At 68.5% G+C, this 25,029-nt stretch carries 28 protein-coding genes and 3 pseudogenes; 8 read left to right on the forward strand and 23 right to left on the reverse strand.

Features of this window, described 5'->3' with window-relative positions:
* From BN4346_RS30845 to BN4346_RS30870, 6 genes and pseudogenes are all read right to left on the reverse strand, one after another.
* On the reverse strand, nt 1-449 hold a 449-nt coding region (locus BN4346_RS30845; RefSeq protein ID WP_235653578.1), incomplete at its 3' end, for an SAM-dependent methyltransferase.
* Nucleotides 437-1,945 (reverse strand): precorrin-3B C(17)-methyltransferase, encoded by a 1,509-nt coding sequence (gene cobJ, locus BN4346_RS30850; RefSeq protein WP_067970415.1) that lies wholly within the window; start codon nt 1,943-1,945, stop codon nt 437-439. The genes cobJ and BN4346_RS30845, both read right to left, overlap by 13 nt.
* Entirely contained in the window at nt 1,942-2,607 is a 666-nt protein-coding gene (locus tag BN4346_RS30855; RefSeq protein WP_067970418.1) for a precorrin-8X methylmutase, read from the reverse strand. The genes cobJ and BN4346_RS30855 overlap by 4 nt, the downstream gene beginning before the upstream one ends.
* Nucleotides 2,604-3,443: a nitrite reductase gene (locus tag BN4346_RS30860; protein ID WP_067970420.1), complete on the reverse strand. Its 840-nt coding sequence runs from the start codon at nt 3,441-3,443 to the stop codon at nt 2,604-2,606. The genes BN4346_RS30855 and BN4346_RS30860 overlap by 4 nt, the downstream gene beginning before the upstream one ends.
* Before the next feature lie 173 nt (nt 3,444-3,616).
* Nucleotides 3,617-4,278: pseudogene (locus BN4346_RS30865) on the reverse strand (enoyl-CoA hydratase-related protein).
* Nucleotides 4,275-4,880 carry a TetR/AcrR family transcriptional regulator gene (locus BN4346_RS30870; RefSeq protein ID WP_067971074.1) on the reverse strand — a complete coding sequence of 202 codons (606 nt, stop codon included), beginning with the start codon at nt 4,878-4,880 and terminating at the stop codon, nt 4,275-4,277. Before BN4346_RS30870 ends, BN4346_RS30865 begins: the two are co-directional and overlap by 4 nt.
* A gap of 78 nt (nt 4,881-4,958) precedes the next feature.
* On the opposite strand from BN4346_RS30870, the gene trpS reads away from it, so the two are divergent.
* The 3 genes from trpS to BN4346_RS30885 all read left to right on the forward strand — a co-directional run bounded on the left by trpS (nt 4,959) and on the right by BN4346_RS30885 (nt 7,926).
* A complete protein-coding gene (gene trpS / locus BN4346_RS30875; protein ID WP_067970424.1) occupies nt 4,959-5,978 on the forward strand; it encodes a tryptophan--tRNA ligase in 1,020 nt (339 codons plus the stop codon).
* Nucleotides 5,975-6,880 (forward strand): inner membrane protein YhjD, encoded by a 906-nt coding sequence (yhjD, locus tag BN4346_RS30880; protein ID WP_078058521.1) that lies wholly within the window; start codon nt 5,975-5,977, stop codon nt 6,878-6,880. The genes trpS and yhjD overlap by 4 nt, the downstream gene beginning before the upstream one ends.
* 98 nt (nt 6,881-6,978) lie before the next feature.
* Nucleotides 6,979-7,926: a DUF5996 family protein gene (locus BN4346_RS30885; RefSeq protein WP_067970429.1), complete on the forward strand. Its 948-nt coding sequence runs from the start codon at nt 6,979-6,981 to the stop codon at nt 7,924-7,926.
* Between the two features lie 22 nt (nt 7,927-7,948).
* Here the strand turns inward: BN4346_RS30885 and BN4346_RS30890 are convergent, their stop codons facing one another.
* The 9 genes from BN4346_RS30890 to BN4346_RS30930 all read right to left on the reverse strand — a co-directional run bounded on the left by BN4346_RS30890 (nt 7,949) and on the right by BN4346_RS30930 (nt 14,591).
* The gene (locus tag BN4346_RS30890) at nt 7,949-8,404 is read right to left on the reverse strand and encodes a carboxymuconolactone decarboxylase family protein (protein ID WP_067970432.1); all 456 of its coding nucleotides are present in this window, start codon (nt 8,402-8,404) and stop codon (nt 7,949-7,951) included.
* Between the two features lie 2 nt (nt 8,405-8,406).
* Complete coding sequence (locus tag BN4346_RS30895; RefSeq protein ID WP_067970435.1) at nt 8,407-8,694, reverse strand: GNAT family N-acetyltransferase; 288 nt, start codon at nt 8,692-8,694, stop codon at nt 8,407-8,409.
* Between the two features lie 9 nt (nt 8,695-8,703).
* The gene (gene nagA / locus BN4346_RS30900; RefSeq protein WP_067970438.1) at nt 8,704-9,828 is read right to left on the reverse strand and encodes an N-acetylglucosamine-6-phosphate deacetylase; all 1,125 of its coding nucleotides are present in this window, start codon (nt 9,826-9,828) and stop codon (nt 8,704-8,706) included.
* Nucleotides 9,825-11,243 carry a sugar porter family MFS transporter gene (locus BN4346_RS30905; RefSeq protein ID WP_456080969.1) on the reverse strand — a complete coding sequence of 473 codons (1,419 nt, stop codon included), beginning with the start codon at nt 11,241-11,243 and terminating at the stop codon, nt 9,825-9,827. Before BN4346_RS30905 ends, nagA begins: the two co-directional genes overlap by 4 nt.
* A gap of 45 nt (nt 11,244-11,288) precedes the next feature.
* A complete protein-coding gene (locus tag BN4346_RS30910) occupies nt 11,289-11,684 on the reverse strand; it encodes a DUF4345 domain-containing protein (protein WP_067970441.1) in 396 nt (131 codons plus the stop codon).
* A complete protein-coding gene (locus tag BN4346_RS30915) occupies nt 11,678-12,895 on the reverse strand; it encodes a D-alanyl-D-alanine carboxypeptidase family protein (RefSeq protein WP_067970444.1) in 1,218 nt (405 codons plus the stop codon). Before BN4346_RS30915 ends, BN4346_RS30910 begins: the two co-directional genes overlap by 7 nt.
* A 94-nt stretch (nt 12,896-12,989) precedes the next feature.
* Entirely contained in the window at nt 12,990-13,337 is a 348-nt protein-coding gene (locus BN4346_RS30920; protein ID WP_067970446.1) for a type II toxin-antitoxin system PemK/MazF family toxin, read from the reverse strand.
* Nucleotides 13,330-13,554, reverse strand: coding sequence for an antitoxin (locus BN4346_RS30925; protein ID WP_067971075.1), 225 nt, complete (start codon nt 13,552-13,554; stop codon nt 13,330-13,332). The genes BN4346_RS30920 and BN4346_RS30925 overlap by 8 nt, the downstream gene beginning before the upstream one ends.
* A gap of 35 nt (nt 13,555-13,589) precedes the next feature.
* On the reverse strand, nt 13,590-14,591 hold the full coding sequence (locus BN4346_RS30930; protein ID WP_067970447.1) for an SMP-30/gluconolactonase/LRE family protein: 1,002 nt from the start codon (nt 14,589-14,591) through the stop codon (nt 13,590-13,592).
* A 202-nt stretch (nt 14,592-14,793) separates the two neighbouring features.
* Between BN4346_RS30930 and BN4346_RS30935 the strand changes: the two genes are divergently transcribed.
* Both BN4346_RS30935 and BN4346_RS30940 read left to right on the forward strand, forming a co-directional pair.
* Entirely contained in the window at nt 14,794-15,708 is a 915-nt protein-coding gene (locus tag BN4346_RS30935) for a sigma-70 family RNA polymerase sigma factor (protein ID WP_067971077.1), read from the forward strand.
* A 2-nt stretch (nt 15,709-15,710) separates the two neighbouring features.
* Nucleotides 15,711-16,202: a PPOX class F420-dependent oxidoreductase gene (locus tag BN4346_RS30940; protein WP_067970450.1), complete on the forward strand. Its 492-nt coding sequence runs from the start codon at nt 15,711-15,713 to the stop codon at nt 16,200-16,202.
* On the opposite strand, the gene BN4346_RS30945 is transcribed toward BN4346_RS30940, so the two are convergent.
* From BN4346_RS30945 to sdhC, 6 genes are all read right to left on the reverse strand, one after another.
* Nucleotides 16,177-16,773 (reverse strand): carboxymuconolactone decarboxylase family protein, encoded by a 597-nt coding sequence (locus tag BN4346_RS30945; protein WP_067970452.1) that lies wholly within the window; start codon nt 16,771-16,773, stop codon nt 16,177-16,179. The two genes, BN4346_RS30940 and BN4346_RS30945, sit on opposite strands and share 26 nt — an antisense overlap.
* Nucleotides 16,774-16,894: 121 nt before the next feature.
* A complete protein-coding gene (locus BN4346_RS30950; RefSeq protein WP_067970454.1) occupies nt 16,895-17,695 on the reverse strand; it encodes a phosphatidylethanolamine N-methyltransferase family domain-containing protein in 801 nt (266 codons plus the stop codon).
* Between the two features lie 39 nt (nt 17,696-17,734).
* Entirely contained in the window at nt 17,735-18,607 is an 873-nt protein-coding gene (locus tag BN4346_RS30955) for a succinate dehydrogenase iron-sulfur subunit (protein ID WP_235653579.1), read from the reverse strand.
* On the reverse strand, nt 18,607-20,379 hold the full coding sequence (gene sdhA, locus BN4346_RS30960) for a succinate dehydrogenase flavoprotein subunit (protein ID WP_067970456.1): 1,773 nt from the start codon (nt 20,377-20,379) through the stop codon (nt 18,607-18,609). Before sdhA ends, BN4346_RS30955 begins: the two co-directional genes overlap by 1 nt.
* Before the next feature lie 34 nt (nt 20,380-20,413).
* The gene (locus BN4346_RS30965) at nt 20,414-20,881 is read right to left on the reverse strand and encodes a succinate dehydrogenase hydrophobic membrane anchor subunit (protein WP_067970457.1); all 468 of its coding nucleotides are present in this window, start codon (nt 20,879-20,881) and stop codon (nt 20,414-20,416) included.
* Nucleotides 20,878-21,312, reverse strand: coding sequence for a succinate dehydrogenase, cytochrome b556 subunit (sdhC, locus tag BN4346_RS30970; protein WP_078058522.1), 435 nt, complete (start codon nt 21,310-21,312; stop codon nt 20,878-20,880). Before sdhC ends, BN4346_RS30965 begins: the two co-directional genes overlap by 4 nt.
* A 242-nt stretch (nt 21,313-21,554) precedes the next feature.
* On the opposite strand from sdhC, the gene BN4346_RS30975 reads away from it, so the two are divergent.
* Complete coding sequence (locus BN4346_RS30975) at nt 21,555-21,947, forward strand: cytidine deaminase (protein WP_067970459.1); 393 nt, start codon at nt 21,555-21,557, stop codon at nt 21,945-21,947.
* Nucleotides 21,944-23,059: pseudogene (locus BN4346_RS30980) on the forward strand (thymidine phosphorylase); the annotation flags it as partial. The gene BN4346_RS30975 and the pseudogene BN4346_RS30980, both read left to right, overlap by 4 nt.
* On the opposite strand, the pseudogene BN4346_RS49870 reads toward BN4346_RS30980, so the two are convergent.
* A pseudogene (locus BN4346_RS49870) lies at nt 23,053-23,151 on the reverse strand (hypothetical protein); the annotation flags it as partial. The pseudogenes BN4346_RS30980 and BN4346_RS49870 overlap by 7 nt on opposite strands.
* Before the next feature lie 42 nt (nt 23,152-23,193).
* Between BN4346_RS49870 and BN4346_RS30985 the strand changes: the two are divergent.
* Nucleotides 23,194-24,282: an adenosine deaminase gene (locus tag BN4346_RS30985; protein WP_067970461.1), complete on the forward strand. Its 1,089-nt coding sequence runs from the start codon at nt 23,194-23,196 to the stop codon at nt 24,280-24,282.
* A gap of 72 nt (nt 24,283-24,354) precedes the next feature.
* Here the strand turns inward: BN4346_RS30985 and BN4346_RS48405 are convergent, their stop codons facing one another.
* Nucleotides 24,355-24,918, reverse strand: a complete 564-nt coding sequence (locus tag BN4346_RS48405) for an LGFP repeat-containing protein (protein ID WP_208863223.1) — start codon at nt 24,916-24,918, stop codon at nt 24,355-24,357.
* Between the last annotated feature and the right edge of the window lie 111 nt (nt 24,919-25,029).

A 25,029-nucleotide genomic window follows, 5' to 3' on the forward strand; every position in this document is an offset into this window, starting at 1 on the left:
TGCACCTGGCGAGCACCCGCATCCGGGCGCTGATGGCCGAACTGGCGCCCGGGTACGGCGGGGACTGCCCGGTCGCGGTGGTCTCTCGCGCGTCGCAGCCGCAGGAGCTGGTGCTGCGCGGGACGATCACCGACATCGCCGATGCGGTCGAGGCGGCGGGTCTGCTCGAAGACCGCGCTGTACAGCGACGGATCCCCGGAGACCAGCCGCACCACCGCACGGCCCGCCCGATGCGCGGTGACGATGCGGCCCACGATCGCGTCCAGATCCAGGTCGGCGGTGTCGACGAGGTCGGCCGTCTGCGAGCAGTGCGCGAGCACCGTCGGGTCCAGGTAGCTGCCCGGGTAGAGCACCACGTCGGCGCCGGCCAGCAGCCGGGCGGCCCGCACCGTCAGCAGATCCGCCGCGCCCGGGCCGGCGCCGACGAACTGGACCGCTAACGCACCCATCGTGGCGTCCACACCCGTCCGGCCGTCACCCGGGTTGACGAAGCACCCACCAGGACAAGGCATTTCATGTCGATGGTGTCGGTGTCCAGCTCGCCCAGGGTGGTCACGGTGAGCGCCTCGGACTCCCGGCCGACGTCGCGGCCGATGACCACCACCGTCGCCGCGTCCCGGTGTTCCAGCAGCACCTTGCGTGCGATCGCGATCTGGTCGGGCCGGGCACGAGAGGCCGGGTTGTAGATCGCCAGCACCAGATCGGCTTCGGCGATCGCCCGCAGCCGGGACTCGATCACTGCCCAGGGCTTGAGTCGATCCGACAGGCTCAGCACCGCGAAGTCGGCCCCGATCGGGGCGCCGGCCGCTGCGGCCACCGCCTGCACCGCCGACACTCCGGGCAGTACTCGAATCGAAACATGTTGGTACGCAGAATCATGGGCTGCCTCGAACACCGCGGATGCCATCCCGAACACTCCGGCGTCCCCGCCGGAGACCACCGCCACCTTCTCGCCGCGCGCGGCCAGATCCAGCGCGAACCGGGCCCGCTCCAACTCGACGGTGTTGCCCGAGGTGTGCCGCTGCAACCCTTCGCGCTGCGGAACCCGCGCGACGTAGGGGCCGTAGCCCACCACGTGGTCGACGGTGGCCAGCGCCTCGGTGGCCTCGCCGGTGAGCCAGCCCTCGGGTCCGGGGCCGAGGCCGACCACGAGAAGTTCGGCGGCGGGGACGGATTCGATGGTGACGGCGACCTGATCTGCCGGGGTCCGGGAGCGCTGCCCGTTGCGGGAATCCCCGTCGACCACGATCAGCGACAGGTAGGGCACCTCGTCGGCTTCGTCCATTGCGGCGACCCGCAGCCAGCGCTGTTGCGGATGACTCGCCCGCTCGACGTAGTAGGCGTGCTCCAGGCGGCCCGCCGCGGCCAGGGCGCGGCGCACCGCCGGGAACGTGCGGCCCAGCTTCATGATGATGGCGCCGTCGGTGTCGGCCAGTCGCATCGCCAGCTCGTGCTCGCCCAAGGTGCCCGGCAGCACGGTCAGCACGTCGGTCTGGCGCACCAGCGGCATCCCGAGCGCGGCGGTGGCGGCGCTGAACGCCGGGATACCGGGAATGATCTCGGTGTCGAAGCGCGCCGACAGCCGGTCGTGCATGTACATGAACGAGCCGTAGAACAGCGGATCGCCCTCGGTCAGCAGCGCCACCGTGCGGCCCGCCGCCAGGTGGGCGGCCAGCCGTGACGCCGAGTCCTCGTAGAAGTCGGCGAGCGCTCCGGCATACCCGCCGGGGTGATCGGTGACCCCGGTGGTGACCGGGTAGCGCAGCTCCTCCTCGCGGACACCGGGCCGGATCAGGTCGGCCGCGATGGTGCGCGCATACGACGCCTTATTGACCCCGGCGTGGTAGGCCACCACGTCGGCGTCGCCGATGATCCGGGCCGCCTTGCGGGTGATCAGCTCCGGGTCACCGGGCCCCAGACCCACCCCGTAGAACGTGCCGGTCATTCGGCATCCGAGGCGAGTGCGTTCAACGCCGACGAGGTGATCGCCGAGCCGCCGCGCCGACCGCGCACCGTCACGAACGGGATGTCGATGCCGTGGTCGGCGTGCAGTGCGGCCAACGCGGCTTTGGACTCGGCCGCGCCGATGAAGCCGACCGGGCAACCGACGATCACCGCTGGGCGCGGCCCGCCGTCGATGATCATTTCCAGCAGGTGGAACAGCGCGGTCGGGGCGTTGCCGATGGCGACGACGGCACCGGCGAGTTCGGGTTCCCACAGCGAGACAGCCGCCGCCGACCGGGTGGTTCCCCATTCCTTCGCCAGGTCCGGAACCCGTTCGTCGCGCAGGTAGCAGTGCACCTCGTTGCCGGCCGGCAGCCGCCCGGCGGTCACCCCGACCGCCACCATCCGGGCATCGCAGAGGATCGGCGCGCCGCCGTCGAGTGCGGCCCGGCCGGCCGGCACCGCGTCGGGGTGAATCAACAAGTCCTTGGCGACGTCGGTCTGTCCGGCGCCGTGGATCATTCGCACCGCGAGGCGCTCCGCGCTCGCCGGGATGTGCGACAGGTCCGATTCACGGCGGATGGTCGCAAACGATTCGACGTAGATGGCCGGGCCGTTATCGATGTAGTCATAGCGCCGAGATGGGCGGGTCGGCCTGTTCACCGGTGTGCCTCCTGCACCTGAGGGATGAAGATGCCGTGCCAGGGAGTCACGACCAGCTCGGGATGCCCCAGCAGCGAACACCCCAGCTCCGTTGTCAGCAACCCGTCGGGAACCCTCACATGCGTGCCGCCGGGCACCGAGCCGTAGGGTAGCGGACCCGACGGCTCGGGCAGCCGCGGATCGGCCGCCACGCTCGCCGGCGGCCTGCCCAGTTCCCGGACGTGCCAGGGCGCCTCGGGCCCGTCGCCGCGAGCGGCCTGAAACGCAGCCGCTACGGCGGCCAGCCGTTCGGCGGCGTCGTCAATGTCGGTCACGGCACCCCAGTGTTCGCCGATCCGCAGCTGCGCCGCCGTGTCGCTGAGCGCCACCAGGCCGGCATCGGCGGAGCGGTCCAGCAGGTCGCCGCGGCCGTCGTCGAGGACGAACAGGAAACGGCCGGGAAGCCCGGCAAGGCCTGGATCGGCGCACAGCAGCGCGTCCAGTCGTGCCGCCACCGGGCGCAGGTCCGCCCGCCCGCCGGCGTAGCCGGTCTGCGGCGAGACCAGGATGTTGCGGACCAGCTCGTGGCTGCGCGACGGCAACAGCCCGGTCGACTCCAGGGCGGCCACCGCATCGGGGGTGAGCTCACCCCCGTGATCGGCCAACCCGCGCAGCTGCAGGTTGGCCCGCTTGGTCAGGTAGATCGAACCGTCGGCGAACTCGGCGCTGACCTGCAGCAGGCGGGCCAGCGAGGTGGCCGGAAGTCGACCGCCGACCAGACGCAGCCGCACCAGCAGCCCGTCGTCGGCCACCCAGGGCCGCAGCACGCCCGGGCACCGGTCGGCCCTGATTCTCATCCGTCACACCCGCCGCGTGGGGGACGGCATATGGCGGTTGCCCGGCTTGGAGCGACAACACGAGTCCGGTCGTTCGCGCCGGTGCGTGCGAGAGGGAGCACCGCCTGATTGTCGCTCAGAGGCGGGCAACCATCATGCGCCCGCCCTCCGGCGACGGGTGGGACTGGTGGGATTTACCCGCCGAGTGCCGCCACCGCCGGACCGAACATGGTGTCCTTGATCGCGGCCAGCGTCCCCGAGTCCTTGCCGGCCAGCGGTCGCAGTAACTCGGTTGCTACCGGCGTCACCGCGCCCTCGGCGGCCGTGCTGTCCACAATGCCGAAGGCCGCGGCGTCCAGATACAGCCGCACCAGCAGCCCGTGGTCATCGACGCCACCTGAGCCTGCGGGGTCAGCTTGGCCTGGATCAGCGCCGCCATTCCGGCGGTGAACGGGATCCGGATGTCGACCTCGGGCAGGCAGAAGAAGCCGCGGTCGGCGCGCATCACCCGGAAGTCGTGGGCCAGAGCCAGCATCGCGCCGGCCCCGAACGCATGGCCGACCACCGCCGCCGCGGTGGGGATCGGCAGCGTCAGCACCCGCGCGAGCAGGGCGTGCACCCGGCCGACGTACCAGTCGGTGCGGTCGCCATTGGCCATCAGCCAGTCCAGGTCCAGGCCGTTGGTGTAGAACTTGCCGCCCGCCGTGGTCACCAGGCCGTGCGCCTTCCCCTCGGCGTTGGCGGCCAGCACGTCGTCGAGCACCCCATTGATCTCGTCGAGAAAGTCGGGGGAGAACCGGTTTTCGTCGTCACCGAGGTCCAACACGGCGATCTTGTCGTCATAGGTCAGGTTCATGGGGTGGATCCTTTCATTGGTCCGACGGACAGCACGGCGCGTACGGCGGCGTGCAGCTGGGCTCGGGCGGTGGCAGAGCCCAGCCGGTTGCGGCTGAGCACGATAGCGGTGGGCAGATCGACGACGCAGGTGGTGATGGTGTCGACGGCGGCGGCGTCGCGGCGCTCCCACAGGGCGTCCGCGAGCCGGATAAGCAAGCCGACCAGCTCGGCGTCGGCGCCGCGCAGCCGCTCGGCCAGCTCCGGAGACAGGTCGTCGTCGGACAGTTCGTCGCGCTGGATCGCGAACAGCAACTTGCAGGCGTCGGGATGACGCTCAGCGAACGCCACCGGCGCATCGGCGGCGGCAACCACGGCCTCGAGGGGATCCGAAACCGCGTCCACCAGCGCGCCCTGCACCGCCAGGAAGCGTCGGCTCGCCCGCAGCCAGGCGGCGCCAACCAGCCCAGCCCGCGAGCCGAAACCGTGATAGACCGCGCCGTTGGAGGCGCCGGTGGCCTCCCCGATCGCGCGAATCGTCACCGCCGCGGGGCCGGACCGCGCGGCCAGCGACTCGACGGCGTCGAGCACCTGCTCGGGGTCGTACACGCGCGGGCGGGGCACGGCCGTCACCGTAACAGAGCGAGCGCTCTGTTACCAGGTGCGGTCAGCAGAACCCCGGCGTGACAGGATCGAACAATCATGAGCACTCCCGGATCCCGTCCCGTCGTATTCTCCGGCGCCCAGCCGACCTCCGACTCGCTTCACCTCGGAAATGCCCTCGGCGCGGTCGCTCAATGGACCAGCCTGCAGGACGATCACGAGGCGTTCTTCTGCGTCGTCGACCTGCACGCGATCACCGTGCCCCAGGACCCGGCGACGCTGCGCCGCCGCACGCTGGTAACGGCCGCTCAATACCTGGCGCTGGGTATCGACCCGGCCCGCAGCACCGTCTTCGTGCAGAGCCACGTGCCGGCCCACGCCGAACTCGCCTGGGTGCTGGGCTGTTTCACCGGTTTCGGGCAGGCGGCGCGGATGACGCAGTTCAAAGACAAGTCGCAGAAGCAGGGCGCCGACTCCACCACCGTGGGACTGTTCACCTACCCGGTGCTGATGGCCGCCGACGTGCTGCTCTACGACACCGAGGTGGTCCCGGTCGGGGAAGACCAGCGCCAGCACCTGGAGCTGGCGCGCGACGTCGCGCAGCGCGTCAACGCGCGGTTCCCGAAGACCTTCGTCGTCCCCGAACCGATGATCCCGAAGGCCACCGCCAAGATCTATGACCTGCAAGACCCGACCGCCAAGATGAGCAAATCGGCGGCCACCGATGCCGGCCTGATCAGCCTGCTCGACGATCCGGCGAAAAGCGCCAAGAAGATTCGCTCGGCGGTCACCGACTCGGAGCGCGAGATCCGCTACGACCCGGAGACCAAGCCCGGCATTTCGAACCTGCTGACCATTCAGGCCGCAGTCACCGGCTCGGCGGTCGAGTCCCTGGTAAACGGCTACGCCGGGCGCGGCTACGGCGACCTGAAGAAGGAGACCGCCGAAGCCGTCGCCGAATTCGTCACCCCGATCAAGGCCCGGGTGGACGAGCTGCTCGCCGACCCGGCTGAGCTGGAGGCGGTGCTGGCCGCCGGTGCGGACCGGGCGCGCGCAGCGGCCGCCCCCACGCTGGCGCGGGTGTACGACCGGGTGGGATTCCTTCCGCCGGCGAGATGAGTAGAGCCGTGACCGACCAGGACGACCCCGCTAAGCCGGGCGTCATCGACCGGCTGCGGTCGCGTTACGGCTGGTTCGATCACGTGATGCGTGCGCAGGAACGCTACGACGATCGCCAGGGCAACTTCTTCGCCGCCGGGATGAGCTACTACACCATCTTCGCGCTGTTCCCGCTGGCGATGGTCGGGTTCTCCGTCGGCGGTTTCCTGTTGTCGCGGCGGCCCGAGGTACTCGACGAGATCGAACGCCGGATCAAGCATTCGATCCCGGGCGAATTCGGCAACGAGCTCATCACGCTGATGGACAGCGCGATCTCCTCACGTGCCTCGGTCGGAGTGATCGGCCTGGCGACCGCCGCCTGGGTGGGCCTGACCTGGATGGCCAACCTGCGCGAGGCTCTGTCGGAGATGTGGGAAACCCGTTCGGAAAAAAAGGGTTTCGTCTCATCCAGGCTCTCGGACCTGCTCGCGATGGTGTGGGCGTTCGGCGCCACGCTCGTCACGATTGCGCTGACCGCGCTGGCCGACCCGAAGCTGATGCGAAATATCCTGCGCTGGATGGGCGTTCCCGACTTCACCCTGCTCGGTGGGCTGCTGCGGGTCGCGTCGCTGACTATGGCGGCGGGGGTGTCGTGGCTGCTGTTCACCTGGATGATTGCCCGGCTACCCCGGGAATCGGTAAGCCTGTCCAGCGCAATGGAGGCCGGTGCTATCGCCGCGGTCGGCTACGAACTGTTCAAGCAGGCCGGCTCGGTGTATCTGCAGTCGGTGATCAACGGCCCGGCCGGCGCGGTGTTCGGACCGGTTCTGGGCTTGCTGGTGTTCGCCTATATCACCGCCCGGCTCATTCTGTTCGCTACCGCGTGGGCGGCGACGTCGGCGGACAACCTGCGCACCGACTGACGGTGTAGACGGCACCCGAAACGGGTAGTAGGGATTGCGGAGCGGGCCGTTTGGTTCCGCTCTGGGTCTGCCCGACTGCTCGTGGACGGAGGACGATCGTGGCGCACGAATCCGCAAATACCTGGCCAAGTCTTCGTGTCGAGGACTGGGGCCCGACTCGGGACACCCTGCACATGTGGGCGCAGATCGTCGGCAAGGTCCGCCTGGCGCACGCACCCTTGGTCAACCACTGGTGGCAGGTGACGATGTACGTCACCCCGCGAGGGCTCACCACATCGGCAATCCCTTACGGTAGCGAAGTTTTCGATATCGAATTCGACTTCATCGACCACCGGTTGGTGATTCGAAGCAGCTCTGGTGCCACTCGGGCCACTCCGCTTCGGGAGCAGTCGGTGGCGGAGTTCTACGCCACGGTCATGTCGATGCTGGCCGAATTGGGCCTGCAAACCCACATCCAATCTCACCCCAACGAGGTGGAGCCCGCCCTGCCGTTCGCCGGCGACGTCGAGCACGCTTCCTATGACCCGGAGGCCGCCCACTTATTCTGGCGGCAACTGGTGCAGACGCACCGGGTGCTGGGCCGGTTCCGATCCCGGTTCATCGGCAAGGTCAGCCCCGTACATTTTTTCTGGGGGGCAATGGATCTGGCCTGTACACGATTCTCCGGCCGACGCGCCCCGACGCACCCCGGTGGCGCACCCAACTGCGGGGACTGGGTGATGGTCGAAGGTTACTCACACGAACTCAGCAGCTGCGGGTTCTGGCCGGGTGGCGGCGCTGAAGGCGGCTTCTACGCCTACGCCTACCCGGAGCCCGATGGCTTCGCCGACCACCCGGTTCGCCCCGCTGACGCGTTCTACAGCGCACAGATGGGCGAATTCGTCCTGCCCTACGAGGTAGTACGGCAAGCACCCGATCCGGACCAGGTTCTGCTGGACTTCCTGCAAGACACCTATGAAGCGGCGGCGGTGCGCGGCAACTGGGATCGCGGTGCCCTCGAAACGGACCCGGACCGCTGGCACGCGCAATCACATGCACATGCTTGACCGGCGCCGCCCATGCGGTTTCTTACTTCTCGGCCCGAACGGGGTAGCGGCTCATGATCGATACCCGGTTGAACGCGTTGATCGTGATCGCCGACCAGGTCAACAGCGAGACCTGATCGTCGGTGAGGTGCTCGCGCAGCAGGGTGTACTCGTCGTCGTCCAGGTGCGCCTCGGAGATCCAGGTGACGGCTTCGGCGATCTCCAGGGCAGCCCGCTCGGTGTCGGAGAACAGCTGGGTGTCCCGCCAGGCCGGCAACACGGCGATCCGCTGCACGGTGTCACCGGCCTCCAGTAGCGCCTTGCTGTGCATGTTCAGGCAGAACGCGCACCCATTGATCTGGGACACCCGTAGATTCACCAGCTCCAGGACGGCCCGTGACAACCCGGCGTCGTCGGCACGAGCCCGGACCTCGGCTGCGGCATCCAGGTAGGCCCGGTAGACCGAGGCGGACTGCCTGTTGAGGGGGATCCGCGTCATGATCAGTCGGCGACCGGGTCGACGAGGTCGGCGAACTCCGGGTGCTTGGTGATGTAGGCCTCCACGAATGAGCAGGTCGGCACCACGCGTTTGCCGGCCGCGCGGGTGTCGGCCAGGGCTGCGCCGATCAGCGTGCCGGCCAGGCCGCGTCCGCCGAACGCTTTGTCGATCACGGTGTGGTGGAAGATCCGCTGATCGCCGTTCTCGATGTAGTCGGCGAACCCGGCCTGCTGGCCGTCGACGGTGATCCGGTACTGCCCGTTGTCGTGGGTGACGGTCGGTTCGCTCATCACCGCAGCCTATCCGAGCCAGGCGCCGCGCCGCATTACCCGGCAGACCCGCCAATCCCGATCTAACACAACCAGGTCGGCGTCACGTCCGGCGGCCACGACACCTACCCGGGTCAGCCCGAGGAGCCGCGCCGGAGTGGATGAGGTCATGCGCACGGCGTCGGTCAGGGCGGCATCGTCTGCCCCGAACAGTCGCACCGCAGTCGCGAACAGCCGGTCCATGGTGGCGGTGCTGCCGGCGATCGTCGTCGTGCCGTGCAGCCGGGCCACCCCGTCGTCGACGTCGACGTCGAGCCCGCCCAGGGTGAACACGCCGTCGCCGACTCCGGCGGCGGCCATCGCATCGGTGACCAACGCGACCCGGTCCGCACCGGCGGTGGCTATGACGTGCCGGATCACGCCCGCGTGCAGGTGCACGCCGTCGGCGATCAGTTCGACGGTCACCCGGGGATCGGACAGCAGCGCGGGCACCGGTCCCGGCTCGCGATGGTGCAGCGCGCGCATCGCGTTGAACAGGTGTGTGGCTACCCTTGCTCCGGCGTCGACCGCCCGCTGCGTCAGTTCGTAGCTGGCGTCGGTATGGCCAATGGCCACAACGATTCCCGCATCCACCAGCCGCCGGATGGTCGGAAAAGCGCCGGGCAGCTCGGGCGCCAGTGTGACCATCGCGATTGCGCCGCCGCCGGCAACCAGCAGCGCGTCGACCTCGGCATCGCAGGGGGCGCGCAGCGCTCCGCTGTCGTGCGCACCGCAGTGCAGCCGGCTCAGCCACGGCCCCTCCAGGTGGATGCCGTCCACCACACCTCGCCTGGTCGCGGCAGCCAATGTATGCACCTGTGCCAGCAGGGTTTCCGGCGCAGCGGTCACCAAGCTGGCCAGGCCCCCGGTGGTGCCGTGCGAAGCGTGCAACGCCGCCGCGCGGTCCGGATCGTCGGCGTAGGAGACGCCAGCGCCGCCGTGCGAGTGCATATCGACGAAGCCGGGCACCAGCACGCAGTCGTCGAACTCGGCGTCCGGCCGAACCGGAGGTGGCCCAGACCCGCAATCGGCGATCCGCTCCCCGGCCACCGACACCCAGCCGGGCCGGAGCACTGCGCCGTCGGCCACGACCGCGCCCGCGGCGATGACGGTCATGCCGACGCCTCGCTCTCTGGAACCAGGGCCCCGGTGTCCCGGGCGTCCTCGGCGGGCCAGCGTCCGCCGTTCTCCCAGAAGTGCCGGATGTCTTCCAACTGCCGGCCTTTGGTCTCGGGGGCGTAGCGGTAGACGAAACCCAGACTGAGCATCGCCAGCACCCCGAAGACCGCGAACGTCCCGGCGCCGCCCAGCGAGGTGAGCATGGTCAGGAAGACCGCGGCGACGATCGCATTGGCCACCAAATCGGAGGTCAGCATCGCCGAGGACCCCATGGCCCTCATCCTGGCCGGCAGGCTCTCGCCGGCATACACCCACACCAGGGAGCCGAACCCGAAGGTGTAGCCGACGGTGAACAGCAGCACGCCACCGAACTTGACCGCCGCCAGTGCGTCGCCGAACGTCTCGCCGGCGGCAAACACCGCGACCAGCAGCAGGTTGGCCGCAACCATGGCGGTGATTCCCGACAGCAGGATCGGCCGTCGGCCGACACGGTCGATGATCGCCACCGAGACGATCATCGCGGCCAGGGCGGCGACCTGTACCAGTGCCGGCAGGATCAGCAACGCGAAATCGCCTTCGAAGCCCATCTTCTCGAACAGCCGGGGGCTGTAGTAGACGATCGCGTTGATCCCGGTGATCTGGATGAAGAACCCCAGGGTCACCACGAACAGCGTCGCCCGCAGGTAGGGCGGCCGCAGCATCTCCCGCAGCACGCCGACCCCGCCGGCCCGTTCCTCGGCCAGGGTGCGGCCGATCTCGGCCAACTCGCGCTGCGCGTCGGCCCCCGGTTCGATGAGCCGCAGGGTGCGTTCCGCGTCGTCGACCCGGCCCTTGAGCAGATACCAGCGGGCGGTGTCGGGGACGCGTGCCAGCAGCAGCGCAACCAGCACCGCCGGGACCGCGGCCAGGCCCAGCATCGCCCGCCAATTGCCGGTGCCGGCCAGCAGATAGGCGAACAGGTAGCCGGCGATGATCCCGAGCACGGTGGCCACCCCGTAGGTGACCAGCAGCGCGCCGCGGGCGTGGGCCGGCGCCGACTCGGCCACGAACACCGGGACCACCACTACCGATACGCCGATGGTGATACCGAGCAGCAGTCGCGCCACGGTCAGCGTCGACACCGACGTCGCCGCCGCCCCCAGCACCGCAAACACCGCGTAGCCCAACGCCACCGAGACCATCGAGCGTTTCCGGCCGATCGCGTTGGCCAGCCACCCGCCGGCCATGGCGCCGGCGATCTCACCGATCACCGTCGCGGTAGCGATCAGTTCCTGCTGGGCCTCGGTCAGCCCGAAATCACGCTCGATGAACAACAGCGCGCCGGCGATATTGGACAGGTCGTAGCCGTAGATGACGCCCACGCTGGCGGCGGCCACTCCCACCAGCAGCGCCAGCGGCGAGGAGCGGCGCAGTTCGGCGAATCGACCCATCCGGCTCACGGTAGGGGACGCGGTCGGCTACCGAATGCCCGCGTCGTGGTGCTCGGCCAGGGTTGCGTACCAATAGGTCAGCCCGGCCGCGACGAATTCGACGACGCAGGCCGCGGTGAAGACCGGATGTGGCATGCCGACATCGGCCATCGACATCAGCCGGGACACTCCCAGCAGCGCCATGGTGGCGGCCAGCAGGCGTACCGCCCCGGCCGGGATCGGGGAACGCCGAAACGCCTCGAGGTAGCCGACTCCGAAGCCGATCAGCAGGGCGCCGGCCGCGCGGGTCTCACTGTCCACCGTCGCGTTGACGGCCTGGCCCCCCGGAATGGAGTCCAGCGAGAACGCCATCCGGCTGATCCCCAGCGCGATCAGCAGCAGCCCGGTGAGCCAGCCGAATGCGCGCAGCGCCTTGATCACCATGCCGAGCCCCTTCCGGGGCGGCGGTTCACCGCCCGTGCACCCATAATGAGCCCGAACACCACGATCGTCCCGAAGATGCCCACCCCGACGCGTACCGGCACCGTGTTGTCGGGGGGTGCCAGCAGCATGGCCTGCGGGTTCGGTGCTTCGGCCGCGGCGCGCGGCGCCACCAGCGACGGGTCCGGCTCGATCAGCGTCCCGACTCGGGTGCCGGGTGGGACGGAGAAGCCGTAATCGAGCAGCTGCGCGGCCTGCTGCCAGGGCGGGATCGGCTGTCGTGTGCCGCGCAGCAGCACGGCCATCAGCCGGCGTCCGTCCCGGGTCGCGGCGCCGACGAACGTCTGCCCGGCGTCGTCGGTGTAGCCGGTCTTGCCGCCGAGCGCGCCCGGATAGTTGTAGAGCAGCCGGTTGTCGTTCTCCAGCTGGTAGCCGGGTGTATCGCCGTAGCCCGGGAAGTCGAAGGTGCGGGTCGCGACGATGTTGGCGAACGCCGGGTTGTTCCAGGCGTAGCGGTAGAACAGCCCGATGTCGTAGGCCGAGGTGCTCATGCCGGGCCCGTCCAGCCCGGAGGGGGTGGCGGCGCGGGTATCGCGGCCGCCGAGCCGCGCGGCCAGGGTGTTGATCTTGTGCAGCGCCACATCCCAGCCGCCGAGCTGCATGGCCAAGGCGTGCGCGGCGTCGTTGCCCGATCCCATCAGCAGTCCGTGCAGCAACTGGTCGACGGTGAAGTGGCCGCCGGGGCCGACACCGACCCGGGTTCCTTCGGCGTTGGCGTCTTCCTGGGTGCCGGCAACCACCATGTTGGGGTCCAGCTCGTTCAGCGATGCCATCGCGGTCAGCACCTTGATCACACTGGCCGGCCGGTGCCGGCCGTGCGGATCGCGGGCGGCGATCACCGCGCCGCTGTCCAGGTCTGCCACCAGCCAGGATTCGGCCGAGACCTCGCTGGGTACCGGCGGGGTGTCGGGTGCGGCCACGATCCCGCAGCCGGACAGGGCCTCGCCGCCGACCGGGGTGGCCGGCACGGGCAGTGGCAGCGGGGGATCGCCGGCTTGGGGCACCTCGGAGGCGTCTACCGCGGGCGGGGTGCTGACCTGATACGGGCAGCCGACCGTTCCCGCGTTCAGGCCCGGGGTGGGGTCGGCGGTTGCGGCGGGTGCGGCCAACAAGCCGAGCGTCAGCAAGCCGGCGGCGGTGCGTACGAGGAACATTGTCTGACCACGGTAGGGCAGCGACCCCTCGATATCGGGGAGCCACGCTGTGGCTGGTGGGACGGACGTTGTATTTGTGGCGTGTCGACACGCTTTAGTGCTGGATTCCCAGAATCAACCCGAGGCCGCGTTCGATTTCCTGCATGGTGTCCGGCAACAGCGTGCCGAGTCGCTCCAGCAGACGGCTGCGAGCCACCGCACGCACGCCACGGCAGACCGCGACGCTTTCGGTATCGACGCCCTCGCCCGGCGACACGTGCGGCCGCAGGGGAGTGTGGGCCAGCGAACTCGATACCGGCACCACGATGACGAGTTCGTCATCGATACCTGTGAGGAGGTCGTCGACAGACACGACGACCGCGGGGCGATGTTTGCCGGGCTCACCGGCGCGGCCAGCGCCCAGGGCGACAAGCCAGAGGTCGCCGCGGCGGGGCTCACTCAAGGCCGTCGCCGACGGTGGCATCCCAGTCGCGCAGCTCAGCTAGCGCCGCCTCGGCGCGGGTGGCGTGGCGCTCGGCTCGGAAGGCGGCCTCCCGCTCGGCGGCGGCGGCCAGTTCGGCGAGCAGGACGGCCATTGAGACACCTCGCTGGCGGGCCTGGGCGGCCAGCCGGTCTCGGGTCTTTACCGGGACCCGAATCGTGGTAGTCGAGGTAGACATAATCTGTAGTCTAATCCGGCGCCACACCAGGGCGCTCATCCAGTCAGATCGAAGTACGCCAGGCCCGGCCCGGCGATCCGGCCCAGCCACAATCGGCCGTCGGCCTCGACCACGCCGGTGGCCAGGCCGAAGTCGGGGTGTTCGGTGCGGTACTGGGTCAGCACTCGCCCGTCGTCGGCATCGAAGGCGACCACCCACACCACCGGCGTCGGGTCCGGTAGCCAGCGATAGGGCAGCAGTCGCCACAACATCCGGCGCAGCACCGGTGCACGCGGGCTGAGCCAGTCCGACAGCGCGTTGCGATCGGAAACCATCGCGACCCAGATCCGGCCGTCGCGCCCGGTGGAGATGTTGTCGGGATGGCCGGGAAGTTCGGTGACCAGCGCAGTGATCGAACCCCGGTGAGGGCCGGTCAGCCAGTATTTGGACAGTCGGCGCCCGGTGCTCTCGGCGAACACCACGGCGGATTCGTCGGCGGTCAGCGTCACACCGTTGGCGAAGTGCAATCCAGTCGCCAGTACGCTCACCGTGCCGTCGGGACTGCGTTGCAGCAGTGACCCGCTGCCGCGGGCCTCGATCACCGAGCCCTTGTAGTGCTCATAGTGGAACCGGCTGGTGGATTCGGTGAAATAGATTGTGCCATCGGCCGATTCGACGGCATTGGAGCAGAAGGTCAGCGCTTGTCCCGCCACCTCGCTGACCAGGGTCTCCAGCTGCTGGGTCTGCGGGTCATAACGCAGCAGGCCGCGGTGGCTGTCACAGATCAGCAGCCGGTGATCGCGGGTGAAAGCCAACCCCAGCGGGCGCCCACCGGTGTCGGTCACCACCCGCGGCGCGCCGCCCGCTGCGTCGACGGCGATGATGCGGCCGTCCTCGACCCCGGTCCAGATGGTGCCGTCCGCCGCGGCGACCACATCCTCGGGAGCGGTACCGGGAATCTCGACCAGCCGCAGCGCCGGCGTGGGATCCGGCGGGGGCAATGGCCGTGATCCCGGGGGCTGCCAGCGGACGGGGTCGATAGGCGGCTTGCGGCTCATGCCGACGACATTAGAGCCGGGGCCAACGCCAGTTGCCGCGATCGGCCGTCCGGCGGGTTGGCGAGGACTTAGCCTCAGGCGATGCTGGCTGCCGACAAGCCCGAGCCCTGTTGTGGCACGGCGTCTTGTTGTTCCTGCTGGGCCTGCTTACCGGGCTGGCCACCGGCCGCATTGAGCAATCCCCGCGCCTAGGCTGGTGGCGATGACGGCATCGGTGGAGGACTTTGAGGCGTTGCGGCCTCACCTGCTGGCGGTGGCCTACCGGCTCACCGGCATGTTCGCCGACGCCGAGGACATTGTGCAGGACGCCTGGCTGCGTTTCGACGCCGCCGAGCGTGACCACATCAATGACCCGCGGGCCTGGCTGACCACGGTGGTGAGCCGCCTGGGCCTGGACCGGTTGCGCTCGGCGGCGCGGCGCCGCGAGTCCTATGCCGGCGAATGGCTGCCCGAGCCGGTGGTGACCGGTGTCGACGACGCGGATCCGCTCTCGGCGGTGGTGGCCGGCGAAGACGCCCGGTTCGCCGCAATGGTGGTGCTGGAGCGGCTGACTCCCGACCAGCGGGTGGCCTTCGTGCTGCACGACGGGTTCGCGGTGCCGTTCGGCGAGGTGGCCGGGGTGCTGAACACCACCGAAGCTGCGGCCCGCCAGCTGGCATCACGTGCCCGCAAGGCCGTTACCGCTGATCCGCCGCCGCAACCCGATCCGCGCCACGACGAGGTGGTCGGGTCACTGATGGCTGCGATGGCCGCCGGTGACCTGGCGGCCGTGGTGGCGTTGTTGCACCCCGACGTGACGTTCACCGGCGACGCGAATCGCCGGGCACCGACCGCCCCGCGGGTCATTCACGGTCCGCAGAGGGTGGCCCGATTCCTGCTCGGCCTGGCGCGCCGCTACGGCCCGACCCTGATCACCGCGAACCAACTGGCGCGGGTCAACGGCGAACTGGGCGCCTACACCCCGGGCGCGCCCGGGGCCGACGGGTTCCCCGAGCTGATGCCGCGCGTCACCGCGATGACGGTGCGCGACGGGCGGGTGGTGGCCATCTGGGACATCGCCAACCCGGACAAATTCACCGGGTCTCCGCTTCGTCCCGTGAGCAGATCGGAGAAATGAGCATGCCCAGTAGCACGATGGAGAAAATGGGCGCGTTGATGTTTCGGGCCATGGACAAGATGCGCCATCGCGACGCCTTCGACATCGGAAATCCCACCGGTACGGACTTCACCGGCTTCGACAAGTCCCGGCAGATTCTGCTGGTCACGTTCAAGCGCTCGGGTGAGGCGATGCCGAGCCCGATCAACCACGGCGTCGATGCCGGAAAGCTCTACGTGCGCACCGATGCGTCCACCGGCAAGGTCAAGCGAATCCGCAACAATCCGAACGTCGTGGTGGTGCCCAGCAGCCTGCGCGGGAAACCCGAAGGGCAACCGGTGGCCGCGATCGCCCGGATTCTGCCCGAGTCCGAGCACGGGCACGCCGAACGGGCGATCGCCGCCAACTGGAGTCCGGCGATGCGGATCTTCGAGCGCGGTCTGGACAAGGGCAGTGCGGCCGCCGGCATCCCGATCGCCTACATCGAGATCAGCCCCGCGAGTCAGCCTCGTTGAGCCAGGGCACCCGGCAGGCATCCCCGGAGTTGAAGCCCTGCTCGGTGATGCCCAGCGCCGCGTACATCCGGGATCGCATGTTCTCCACCCCGATCTGGTAGGTCAGCTCGATCACCCCGGCGTCGCCGAACCGGTGCTGCAGATCGACGACCTGTTCGTCGGTGACCGAATGCGGATCGGTGGTCATCGCGTCGGCGTAGGCGATCGCGGCCCGCTCGTCCTCGCTGTACAGCGGGGAGGTCGCGTAGTCGTCGATCTGCTTGAGCCGGTCGGTGTCGATCCCTTCCAGGCGTTGCAGCATGGATCCGAAGTCCACGCACCACGAGCAGCCGACGGTGCGGGCGGTCCAGAACACCGCCAGATCCCGCGGGCCGGCCGGCAGCTTGCGCGACGCGGACTGCAGCAGGCCCTCATGCACCGCATTGGCCACCAGCAGCCGCGGATGATGCGCGGCGACGGCGAACGGCTCGGGCACTTCACCGAAGCGCCGCTTGGCGTAGCGGTACATGGCACGCACCAGCATGTTGGTGCGTTTCGGTGGCAGCGGGTCGATGCGAGGTTTGGTAGTCATACCCGTTAGACGAGACAGCCCGGGAAAGTGTGACAGCGCTGTCGTGGCCCTGTCGCCAACGTGCACTCAGACCGAAAAAGTTGAGGGGCAATTCTCGAACTGAGTGCACGTTCGGCGAACGTCAGATCAGGAAAGGAACCAGCGCCTTGCGGTCGGTCGGGTAGTCGACGAACTTCTCCTGGTACCACTTGTGGGTGCCCAGGGCCCGGGGGATCAGATTGCCGGCGGTGATCAGCAGGATGGCAACACCGGGCAGCGCCCAGGTCAGGATCGCAAAGCCCGTCCAGGCCGTCATCTCGCCCAAGTAGGCCGGGCTGGTGACGAACCGGAAGCCGCCGCCGAACGGGATCCGGTACTCCGCCACATCCGCGCCGCCGGGGTTGTTCTTGTCGCGCAGATTGCGCACGATCGACTCGGAGTTGACCAGCAGGGCGAATCCGCACAGGTAGACCGCCAGCCCGATCAGGAACCGCGGGTCGGTCAACCAGCCGGTGCCGTACTGGTGAAAGTAGTCGTGGCTGAACAGTGCACCGTTGAGGTAGCCGTGCATGGACGTGACGAGCATGCCCATCACCACCACCGAGATGTTGAAGGTGCTGCGCTTGCCGGGCACCTGGCGGATCGCCAGCGGGAAGAACCAGCCGCGGTTGGCGTAGTGCAGCGTCCAGATCCCGGCCAGCACCAGCGACGTCGGCTCGAAGCGGGCCGGCCCGCTCAGATAGGCGACCAGAAACACCACCGTCGCTGGGATCTCCATCAGCCACCAGCCGAACTTGGGGTTCAGGTTCAAGCCGAGCTTCGTCGTCGAGAACCGGCCGTAGGAGCTCTGGCCGAAGAAGCCGCCGATGATCACGAACGCCGCGAAGGCGAACGCTGCGGTCAGGACGGTGTCGTAGACGGTGTTGCCGGTGTACCAGTGCATGCTCAGTGTCCTATCACGCCGGGCGTGGGGGCTGGAAACTCAGCGGGCGAACATCAGCGCCCGCTTGACCTCCTGGATCGCCTTGGTGATCTCGATACCGCGCGGGCAGGCATCCGTGCAGTTGAAGGTGGTGCGGCAGCGCCACACCCCGTCGACCTCGTTGAGGATGTCCAGGCGCTCGGCGGCGGCCTCGTCGCGGCTGTCGAAGATGAACCGGTGGGCGTTGACGATCGCGGCCGGCCCGAAGTAGGCACCCTCGCTCCAGTACACCGGGCAACTCGTGGTGCAGATGGCGCACAGGATGCACTTGGTGGTGTCGTCGTAGCGGTGCCGGTCGGTCTGACTCTGGATGTGTTCACGGGTGGGATGGTTGCCGGAGGTGATCAGGTACGGCTTGATCGCCTTGTAGGCGTCCATAAACGGTTCCATGTTGACCACGAGGTCTTTTTCCACCGGAAGCCCACGCAGCGGCTCGATGGTCAGCGTCAGCTCCTTGCCCGGCTTCTTAGGCAGGATGTCGCGCATCAGCAGCTTGCAGGCCAGCTTGTTGTTGCCGTTGACCCGCACCCCGTCGGAGCCGCACACGCCGTGCGCGCAGGACCGGCGGAAGGTCAGCGTGCCGTCCAGGTAGCTCTTCACGTAGATCAGCAGGTTGAGCAGCCGGTCGGTCGGCAGCGCCGGAACCCGGAAGCTCTGCCAACCGTCGGTGGCGGCGTAGGCGTCGGGGTTCTCCGGGTTGTACCGAGCGATCTTGAGCGTGACCATCTGCGCGCCCTCGGGGACCGCGGGCAGCGGCGGGTCACCGGCCGGGGCAGTGTCGACCAGCGCCGCCGGTGCCGCGCTTGTCGATGGCCCCGGCGAGCAGCATCCGCCCTCGGACGAGCAGCAACCGGAGTCAGCTGAGGAGGACATCAGTACTTCCGTTCCTTCGGTTCGTAGCGGGTCTGCACCACCGGCTTGTAGTCCAGCCGGATGTCGGCGATGAGGTCGGGTCTGTGCTTATCGTCCCCAATGTCCTTGTAGGCCATGGTGTGGCGCATGTAGTTGACGTCGTCACGGTTGGGGTAGTCCTCGCGGGCGTGCCCGCCGCGCGATTCCTGGCGGTTCAACGCACCCAACACGGTGACCTCGGCCAGCTCCAGCAGGAAGCCCAGCTCGATCGCCTCCAGCAGGTCGGAGTTGAAGCGCTTGCCCTTGTCGTGCACGGTGATCCGGGCGTACCGCTCCTTGAGCCCGTGGATGTCGCTCAGCGCCTGCTTGAGGGTCTTCTCGGTGCGGAACACCGCGGCATTGTTGTCCATCGACTGCTGCAGCGCGCCACGGATGTCGGCGACCCGCTCGTTGCCGTGCTCGGAGAGGATGTCGCCCACCCAGCCGACCACCATGTCGGCGGGGTTCTCCGGCATGTCGACGAAGTCATGCGCGTTGGCGTATTCGGCGGCGGCGATGCCCGCACGGCGGCCGAACACGTTGATGTCCAGCAGCGAGTTGGTGCCGAGCCGGTTGGCGCCGTGCACCGACACGCAGGCGCATTCGCCGGCGGCGTACAGGCCCGGCACGGTGTTGGTGTTGTCCCGCAGCACCTGGCCGGTGTTCGTGGTCGGGATGCCGCCCATCACGTAGTGGCAGGTCGGGTAGACCGGCACCAGTTCCTTGACCGGGTCCACGCCCAAGTAGGTGCGGGCGAACTCGGTGATGTCGGGCAGCTTCTCCTCGAGCACCTCTTCGCCGAGGTGACGCACGTCGATGTAGACGTAGTCCTTGTTCGGTCCGGCGCCGCGGCCCTCGAGCACCTCGAGCACCATCGAGCGGGCCACGATGTCGCGTGGAGCCAGGTCGACGATCGTCGGGGCGTAGCGCTCCATGAACCGCTCACCGTCGGCGTTGAGCAACCGCCCGCCCTCACCGCGCACAGCCTCGGAGATCAGGATGCCCAGGCCGGCCAGGCCGGTCGGGTGGAACTGGTGGAATTCCATGTCTTCGAGCGGGAGGCCCTTGCGGAACACAATGCCCAGGCCGTCGCCGGTCAGGGTGTGCGCATTCGAGGTGGTCTTGTACATCCGGCCCGAGCCACCGGTGGCGAACACGATGGCCTTGGCGTGGAAGACGTGGATGTCACCGGTCGCCAACTCGTAAGCAACGATGCCGGTGGCCACCGGACCCGACGGCGTCTCGGTGAGCACCAGGTCCAGCGCGTAGAACTCGTTGAAGAACTCCACCCCGTGCTTGACGCAGTTTTGGTACAGCGTCTGCAGGATCATGTGGCCGGTCCGGTCGGCGGCGTAGCACGCGCGGCGCACCGGGGCCTTGCCGTGATCGCGGGTGTGCCCGCCGAACCGGCGCTGGTCGATGCGGCCTTCGGGGGTCCGGGAGAACGGCATGCCCATGTTCTCCAGGTCCAGCACCGCGTCGATGGCCTCCTTGGCCATGATCTCCACCGCGTCCTGGTCGGCCAGGTAGTCGCCGCCCTTGACGGTGTCGAAGGCGTGCCACTCCCAGTTGTCGTCCTCGACGTTGGCCAGCGCGGCGCACATGCCGCCCTGGGCCGCGCCGGTGTGGCTGCGCGTGGGGTAGAGCTTGGTCAGCACCGCGGTGCGGGCCCGGGGGGCCGCCTCGACGGCCGCGCGCATCCCGGCGCCGCCGGCACCGACGATCACCACGTCGTATCGATGTTCTTGAATCACCGCGATATCACCCGTTCGCTAGGAGAATCTGCCGTCAAGAAATGTTCGCGTCGAAGCTCAGCAGCACGTAGCTGCCCAGCACCAGCGTGAAGATGATCGACACCGCCAGCAGCGTCATCAGCCAGAACCGGCTGCGGGAGCTGCGGGTGTAGTCGCCGATGATCGTGCGCAGTCCGTTGCCGCCGTGCAGTTCGGCCAGCCACAGCAGGCACAGGTCCCAGATCTGCCAGTACGGATGATGCCAACGCTCCGCCACGTAGTTGAAGTCGATGCGGTACACGCCGTCCTGCCACATCAGCATGACGAACAGGTGCCCGAGCACCAGGAAGATCAGCGCGGCGCCGGAGAACCGCATGAACAGCCAGGTGTACTTCTCGAAGTTGGGCATCCCGCTGTGGCGCTGCGGCGCACGCGGGTCGCCGAGGCTGGCCGGGCGGTCGCGGTCCAGGCCGCGAACCGGAGCTATCGGGCCCCGGCGGCCTTGTACGTCAGTTGTGCTCATAGGAACCGCTCCACCATGTGCATGCCGATCCGAACCACGACCGGGACCATTACCACCAGCCAGATGGCGCCGACCGCCACCAGCATCTGGCGGTGCCAGCGGGTGCCCTGCCACCAGAAGTCGATCAGGATCAGCCGGACCCCGTTGAGGCCGTGGAACAGCACCGCAGCCACCAGGCCCAGCTCCATCAGGCCCACGAGCGGGGTCTTGTAGGTCGCGATCACCTCGGTGTAGGCCTCCGGGCTCACCCGCACCAGGGCCGTGTCGAGCACGTGAACGAAAAGGAAGAAGAAAATCGTCGCACCGGTGATCCGGTGCAGCGCGAACGCCCACATTCCCGGGTCGCCCTTGTACAGACTCTGCCGCCGGAATCGCGTCGCATCCGACCGCGTCCCCGGCAGCGCAGTCGCATCGGCGGATGTCGCCGTCATCTGCGCCTCCCAATTTTCTGCAGCGGCCCGCTGCGCCCGGCTATACCGTGCGTACGGTCGCTCCGCAACGCCATCGCTGTCAATAAACCTCGGCAAGGACTCTAAACCCATCAACAGGTCCGAAACGACCACGCAAAAGTTACTGACGAGTAGGCAAGGCCTGCGACTACGCTGAAATGTGATTGCTGCTGACGGACGGACGAGGTGATGTGGTGCGCTCGGATCGACAGGAGATCTGTTGAATGTCCCACGAAATCGACTGGGATATGTTGCGGCGCAATGCAATCATTGTTTCAGCTAATGCCTACGCGCCGTACTCGGGCCTGCGGGTCGGTGCGGCCGGATTGACCGACGACGGCCGGGTCGTCACCGGCTGCAATGTGGAAAATGTCTCATACGGGCTGGGTCTGTGCGCCGAGTGCGCGGTGGTCTGCGGGCTCTACGCCGCCGGCGGCGGACGGCTGGTGGCGCTGTCATGCAGCAACGCCGACGGGAATCTGCTGATGCCGTGCGGCCGATGCCGCCAGGTACTGCTCGAACACGGTGGTTCGCAGCTGCTCATCGATCACCCGGCGGGGGCACGGTCGTTGGCCGAGCTGCTGCCAGACGCGTTCGGACCTGATGCGCTGCCATGACCTTCGACGCCCCCACCCTGATAGCCACCAAGCGTGACGGCCACCGGCTGTCCGACGCGGGGATCGACTGGCTGATCCACGGCTACACCGCAGGCCTGGTCGCCGAAGAGCAGATGTCGGCGCTGCTGATGGCGATCTACCTGCGCGGGATGGACGCGGCCGAGACCGTGCGCTGGACCTCGGCGATGATCGCCTCGGGGGAGCGGATGGACTTCACCGACCTGAGCCGCGGCGGCAAGCCCCTGAAAACGGTGGACAAGCACTCCACCGGCGGGGGCGGCGACAAGATCACCCTGCCGCTGGTTGCCGTCGTTGCCGCCTGCGGAGCAGCGGTACCGAGCGCGTCGGGGCGCGGCCTGGGCCACACCGGCGGCACCCTGGACAAACTGGAGTCGATAGCGGGTTTCGACGTCGCGCTGTCCACGGCGCGGCTGCGCGAGCAATTGGCCGGCGTCGGCGCCGCGGTCTTCGCCGCCGGCACCCTGGCACCGGCCGACGCCAAGCTCTACGCGTTGCGTGACGTCACCGCCACGGTGGAATCGCTGCCGCTGATTGCCAGCTCGGTGATGAGCAAGAAGCTGGCCGAGGGCACCGGGGCGCTGCTTTTGGACGTCAAGGTCGGGTCGGGCGCGTTCATGCGGTCCGCTGCCCAGGCCCGGGAACTGGCCCAGCTGATGGTCGGGCTGGGCGCGGCGCACGGGGTCGCCACCCGAGCTCTGCTCACCGAGATGAGCACGCCGCTGGGGTGCACGGTCGGCAATGCCATCGAAGTGGCCGAAGCCCTCGAGGTGCTGGCCGGCGGCGGCCCGGCCGACGTGGTGGCGCTGACGGTGCGGCTGGCCCAGGAGATGCTGACGCTGGCCGGAATCGACGGTGTTGACCCCGCGCAGACCCTGCGGGACGGCACCGCGATGGACCGATTCGCCGCGATGGTCGCCGCGCAGGGCGGAGATCTGGGCGTGCCGTTATCGGTGGGGGCGTGCACCGAGACCGTGACCGCCGATCGGGGCGGCTTCATGGGGCACATCGACGCGATGGCGGTGGCCCTGGCGGCCTGGCGTCTCGGCGCGGGCCGGTCCAGGCCGGGGGAGCGGGTGCAACACGGCGCGGGGGCGATCCGCTCGGGAGTCTCGGTGTACAGCGTGAACAAGGTGTCGCCGGCCGCCACGGGTTCGCCCGGCCGCCGGTGAATCCGCACCCCCGCTGCCGCGTCCCCTGATCATCGAGGCGACCCCATGATGAAGCCATGAGCACACCGGTGAGCCTGGAGACCATCAGGGCAGTCCCCAAGGCGCTGCTGCACGATCACCTGGACGGCGGCCTGCGCCCGGCCACCGTCGTCGAGATCGCCGGACAGGTCGGCTACGACGCGCTTCCGGAGACCGATCCCGACGAGCTGGCGACCTGGTTCCGGACCCGCTCCCATAGCGGCTCGCTGGAGCGCTATCTCGAACCGTTCAGTCACACCGTGGCCGTGATGCAGACCGCCGACGCGCTGCATCGGGTGGCCCGCGAATGCGTCGAGGATCTGGCCGCCGACGCCGTTGTCTACGCCGAGGTGCGGTTCGCGCCCGAACTGCACATCGAGGGCGGGCTGTCGTTCGACGAGGTGACCGATGCGGTGCTGGCCGGCTTCGCCGACGGTGAGCGCGACGCGGCGGCCGCCGGGCGGGAGATCACGGTGCGCTGCCTGGTCACCGCCATGCGCCACGCCGCGCTGTCCCGCGAGATCGCCGAGCTGGCCATCCGGTTCCGCGACAAAGGCGTGGTCGGCTTCGATATCGCCGGCGCTGAGGCCGGCTACCCGCCGAGCCGGCACCTGGACGCGTTCGAGTACATGCGAGATCACAACGCGCGGTTCACCATCCACGCCGGCGAGGCGTTCGGGCTGCCCTCCATCCACGAGGCGATCGCATTCTGCGGCGCCGACCGGCTGGGGCACGGGGTGCGGATCACCGACGACATCACCGTCGACGACGACGGGATGGTGCGGCTCGGGAGGCTGGCGGCGATCGTGCGGGACAAGCGGGTCCCGTTGGAACTGTGCCCGAGCTCGAATGTGCAGACCGGAGCGGTCGACAGCATCGCCGAGCACCCGTTCGACCTGTTGGCCCGCGCTCGGCTGCGGGTGACGATCAACACCGATAACCGGCTGATGAGCGACACCACCATGAGCAAGGAGATGCTGGCGCTGGCCGAGACCTTCGGCTACGGCTGGACCGATCTGCAGCGATTCACGGTGAACGCGATGAAGTCGGCGTTCATCCCGTTCGATCAGCGAGTGCAGATCATCGAAGAAGTGATCAAGCCGCAATATGCGGCGCTGATCGAGTGATCCACACACCGGGCGAAAACTGGCGGAGGCCGGGCAATCGCGGTGGCGATTGCCCGGCCTTCGATCCAGGTATCAGTGCTCGGTGACGGTGGCCTCGGCGTCGCCGGTCTTCCAGGTGACGATCCCGTGCTCGAAGGTGGTCTGCTTGGACCCGTCAGCGTTGGTGGTCTCGTCGCTGGTCGGGTAGCCGAGCTTGCCCTGCGAACCGCCCAGCTCGTTCCACTTGTCGCGGATCTTGCCCCACACCACGTACGAACGGGTGGTGTGAACGATCACGCCACCGTCGAACTGCTGGTAGATGCCGCCATCGGGGTTCTTCTGCTCGGCGCCGGTGGGCTCGCCCAGGTCCTGCTTGGCGGTCGCGTCCAGGGAATCGAGCTTGGCCAGGATCGGCCCGGAAACGGTGTACTCCTTGCCGTCGGCGCCGGTCATCACGGTGGAGCTGGCGGCGCTCTCCTCCGACGGTGCGGTGACCGCGGACGAGATCACCGAGCTGGCCGAGGACGCAACCGAGCTGGCCGAGCTCAGGGCCTCGCTGGTCTTCTCCTTGGCGGTGCCGTTGCAACCCGTGCCGATCAGCGCGACTCCCAAAACTGCGGCGGATACTGCTGCGGCCCGCTGTGTTGCCTTGCGCATGTGTAGTCCTTTCGAATTGGAAGGCCCCCGCAAACCGCACGGCTCGGCCCGAGTGCTATCGGGCCAAATGTTAGTCGCGAATATGACGGCTCGGCAATGAATTGGAGTAAT

The organism is Mycolicibacter icosiumassiliensis (assembly GCF_900078685.2).
Classification (GTDB): domain Bacteria; phylum Actinomycetota; class Actinomycetes; order Mycobacteriales; family Mycobacteriaceae; genus Mycobacterium; species Mycobacterium icosiumassiliensis.